Here is a 4456-nt window from a genome sequence, read left to right on the forward strand (position 1 = left end):
ACCTCGTCATAGCCGTTGAACATCAGCGTGTCCTGCCGCTGCGAGAAGATGCCCCCGCCGATGCGCCGTTCCGTGGCTTGCGACCAACGCGGATGGTCCACGTTCGGGTTCACATTACTATAGAAGCCATATTCCCGTGCATTGGCCTTGTTCCAGCTGGTCGGCGGCTGATCGGCCACGAGCGAAATGCGCACGATGCTCTTGATCGATTTGAAGCCGTATTTCCACGGCACCACCAGACGCATGGGCGCGCCGTTCTGGTTCGGGATCGGTTCGCCATAGATGCCGGTCGCCATGATGGTCAGCGGGTGCATCGCCTCGTCCAGTCGCAGGCCCTCGACATAGGGAAAGTCCAAGACGCGACGCCGCACGCCGGGCATGACCTCTGGGATCACGGCCGTCTCGAAGGCGACATAGCGGGCGCCGTCCTGCACCCCGACCTTGGCGAGCAGGTCCGCCAGCTCGAATCCGTTCCAGGGGATCACCATCGACCACGCCTCGACACAGCGGAACCGGTAGATGCGTTCCTCGGTCTCAAGATCGCCGATCAGGTCCATGAGGTCATAGGTGCCGGGATTGTCCACCAACCCATCCACCGTGACCTGCCAGCCGCTGGTATCCATGGCCGGCGCGTTCTGCACCGGATCGCCCTTGCCGGTGCCGAATTCATAGAAGTTGTTGTAGGTGGTAATCTCTTCCCACGTGTTCGGCTCCAGGCTTCCCTGCGCGGCCACCGGGCCACCAAGCCCGGCCGCGCCCGTCGCCGTGAGACCGGCAATCAACTGCCGGCGATTCAGCCAAAGCGCCTTCGGTGTCACGTCGTCATGTGTCAGGTCATTAATCCAGCGGTGCGCCATTCGCCCTCTCCTTTGCTCTTTGTCATTACTTAGCCAAGGCGAGGGAATTCACACCCCAACTTTGCTCACGATGACGACAGGTCGCTGTAACCTGGATAGATCCGGCTCATGGGGACCGAACCGCCATCGGGCTGCACGATCCGCACATGGGAGCGCCGCATCAGACGCGGCTCGGCCACACCGACGGAATGGGCGATGGTTTCCACCTCTTTGATGATCTGTCGGGCATAGGCGGCCACCCGACCGTCCTTTTCCTCGACGACCAGACCTTTTTGAAGGTGCGGATCATGGGTCGTGATGCCCGTGGGGCAGGTGTTCTTGTTGCACTTCAATGCCTGGATGCAGCCCAGACTGAACATGAAGCCGCGCGCCGATACGACGAAGTCGGCTCCTGCGCAGATCGCCCAGGCCACGTCACCGGGATTGACCAGCTTGCCGCTGGCGACGATGCGAATGCGGTCATGCAACCCATGCGAGTCGCGCAGATCCACGAGGCGCGGCAGGGCCTCGCGAATGGACATACCCACAAGGTCGATCAGCGGCATCGGCGCGGCCCCGGTGCCGCCCTCGCCCCCGTCCAGCGTGATGAAATCGGGCGCGGCATCGGCACCGCGCGCAGCGATGGCATCGAACAAGCCTTCCAAGGCGTCCTCGGTGCCCATCACAGTCTTTATACCCGTGGGCAGGCCAGAGACCTCCCGCACATGGTGCACGAAATCCAGCAGGTCGCCCCAATCGTCCACGCCAAGATGCCGATTGGGCGAAATTGCGTCCTGCCCCTGCGCCACGCCACGGATCCTTGCAATTTCGGGACTGATCTTGGCGGCGGGCAGGATACCGCCCTTGCCTGGCTTGGCACCCTGCGCCAGCTTGATCTCGACCATCCGGACCTGGTCATGCGCCGCAACCTCACGCAGCTTGTCGTCGTCGAGATTGCCCTCGGCATCCCGGACACCGAATTTCGCGGTGCCCATCTGGAAGACAAGGTCGCAGCCACCTTCGAGATGATAGGGCGACAGACCGCCCTCGCCGGTATTCATCCAGATACCCGCCATCTTGCAGCCGCGCGAGAGCGCCTGAACCGCGGGTTTCGACAGGGCACCATAGGACATGCCGGAAAGGTTGAAAATCGACCGCGCGGTATAGGGGTGCCGCGCGCCCTCCCCGATGACCATCGGTTCGGTGCTGGCATACTGATTGTCCAATGGCGGGAACGCGGAATTCACGAAGATCGGCGTGCCGACCACTCCGAGATTCCGGGTCGACCCGAACGCGACCGTGTTGCCCTCCTGCTCGGCGGCGTGTTTCACCCAGTCACGCTGCGCCCTGTTGAAGGGCAGTTCTTCACGATCCATGGCAAAGAAGTACTGACGGAAAAACTCGCCAAGCGTGGTGAACAGACCCCGGAAGCGGCCGATCACCGGATAGTTGCGCCGGATCGCATCGCCGCGCTGGCTGCGATCGAGAATGAACAGCACAATCAGCGCAAGCAGCCCCAGACCAAGCAACAGGATGAAGACGAGTGCCAGGACCTCGAGAACGGTCATCGACAAGGGTGAAAACATAAGTCGCCTCCTTTCGGGAAACACTCTGCCACGGGTGGCGGGCATTGTCCCGAACACGTGAAAGCCCGCCCGCAATTTTTGAAAAGCGCTTGGAAAGATTTGCCTTTTCAATTGCTTTCGGTAGCCTGTGGCAAAAGGCAGGCCGAAATGTGGCGTCATTATGGCACTGTCAGCGCTGGGGAAGGCGCAATCCGGGGGATGCAAGAGCAGCGAATTCTTTGATGTGGCGGCACACAGGTGCCGTTCCGCTTTTGTATGGGGGATATGATGCCGACAATTACCGATCTTGCGACGGCAAACGATGATTTCACCATTCTGGCGGGCTTGGTCCTGCTGAATGACGCGAACAATCCGGGCTCTACGCTTCTTGAGACACTCAGCGATCCGCTGGCCAATGTCGGGCTCTACGCACCGACGGACAATGCCTTTCTCGATCTGGCCGTGTCCTTCGGCTATGTCGGCGACCTGTCAGACGACACCGCCATTGCCAGTTTCATCTATAACGAGCTGTCCACGATCGGCGATCCGGACGCGTTGCTGGAGGCCATCCTGACCGGTCACCTGGAGGCGACCCCGCCCGCCCTTTCCATCGGCGACCCGGTCACCGACAGCGACATGCAAACCCCCGATGCGACGGTCATCGCGATCACCCCGGCGGATAACGGCACGATTTTCGTTCTTGATGCTGTCCTGCTGCCGACAGAGGTTTCCCTGAACGATACACCGGCCGGACCGACCGTCGGCGATGACCTGCTGGTGGGCACGTCCTTTGCGGACCATATCGACCTGCTTGATGGGCGCGACAGCTTCATGGGCCGCGAAGGCGATGACAGCATTTCCGGCAACCTCGGCAATGACCGGATTGACGGCGGCGAAGGAAACGACACGATCTTTCTCGGCTCGGGCAACGACCACGGCTGGGGCGGCGCGGGGGACGACTCTGTTTATGGCGGCACCGGCGCCGATCAGGTCAATGGCAATTCCGGCGATGACGTGCTCAGCGGAGGCAAGGGCGGCGATACCCTGCGCGGCGGCAAGGGCGAAGACGTGATCCTGGGCGGTAGCCAATCCGACGAAATCTATGGCGGCGCCCAATCGGACGAGGTCTATGGCGGCACCGGTCACGACCTGATCTACGGCGAAGAGGGCAAGGATACGCTCAACGGCGGGTCCGGCAACGACCTGATCTACGGTGGCATCATGGATGATTTCATCTTTGGCGACCACGGTGACGACACGGCCTACGGGGGTGACGGCCAAGATCACCTGTATGGCGGCAAGAGCGATGATCGCCTCTATGGCGACGATGGCAAAGACACGCTGGAAGGCGGCGCAGGCGACGACGTGTTGTTCGGCGGATCGGACAACGATGCGCTTTATGGCGGCGCGCAGGGTGATCGGTTGGGCGGCGGCGGCGGTGATGACCTGATCAACGGCGGATTGGGCGGCGACCGGATGACAGGCAATACAGGCGCCGACATCTTCGAGTTTCGCGGCACGTTCAACCACGACATCATCAGCGACTTCGGCAATGGCGACGACAAGATCCTGCTGGGCGCCGAGTTGGGCATCTGGGATATCGAACGCATCCTGCTCTATCAGACCACCGAGGTTGACGGGAATACGGTCATCGATCTCAAGGGCTGGGGCTCGATCACGCTCGAAGGGGTGCTGCCATCTGAACTGACGGCGGACGATTTCATCGTTGAGCTTCCGATCGAGCCACTCGCATAACGGCGCCTGCGATCACGCCACTTCACTTGGACTCACCCATACGTGACTTGAAACCAGAAAAGGCCTCGGCTCAGGCGCCGCAGCCTTTTCGTCAATCCCTGTCGGCGGAAAACGCCCGTCATCCAAGATCGGTCCCGTTCGTAATCCCCTACGATGCCAATGATGGCATTTGGACTAGGGTCAGGACCCATTGATTTCCGCATTTCGGCGTGATTCACGGTTCGAAAAACGAGCGGTGACCATGTCTGATCTTTTCTGGCTGACGGAGGCGCAGATGGCGCGTCTTGAGCCCTTCTTCCC

Annotated in this window: 3 protein-coding genes (1 of these 3 cut by a window edge); 1 reads left to right on the forward strand and 2 read right to left on the reverse strand. The window is 61.1% G+C overall.

Going from position 1 to position 4456, the window contains the following annotated elements:
• A protein-coding gene (gene msrP / locus DFK10_RS13405; RefSeq protein ID WP_109389539.1) for a protein-methionine-sulfoxide reductase catalytic subunit MsrP crosses the window boundary here: on the reverse strand, positions 1-857 show its 5' portion. It extends 43 nt beyond the left edge of the window; 857 of the gene's 900 nt are visible here — the first part of the coding sequence; its start codon is at positions 855-857; the stop codon falls past the left edge of the window.
• Between the two features lie 65 nt (positions 858-922).
• A complete protein-coding gene (locus DFK10_RS13410; RefSeq protein WP_235866846.1) occupies positions 923-2422 on the reverse strand; it encodes an FMN-binding glutamate synthase family protein in 1500 nt (499 codons plus the stop codon).
• Between the two features lie 267 nt (positions 2423-2689).
• Here DFK10_RS13410 and DFK10_RS13415 point away from each other — a divergent pair, with 267 nt between their 5' ends.
• Positions 2690-4156, forward strand: a complete 1467-nt coding sequence (locus DFK10_RS13415) for a hypothetical protein (RefSeq protein WP_217810154.1) — start codon at positions 2690-2692, stop codon at positions 4154-4156.
• Positions 4157-4456: the final 300 nt, after the last annotated feature.

It is taken from the genome of Salibaculum griseiflavum, from assembly GCF_003129565.1.
Lineage (GTDB): Bacteria > Pseudomonadota > Alphaproteobacteria > Rhodobacterales > Rhodobacteraceae > Salibaculum > Salibaculum griseiflavum.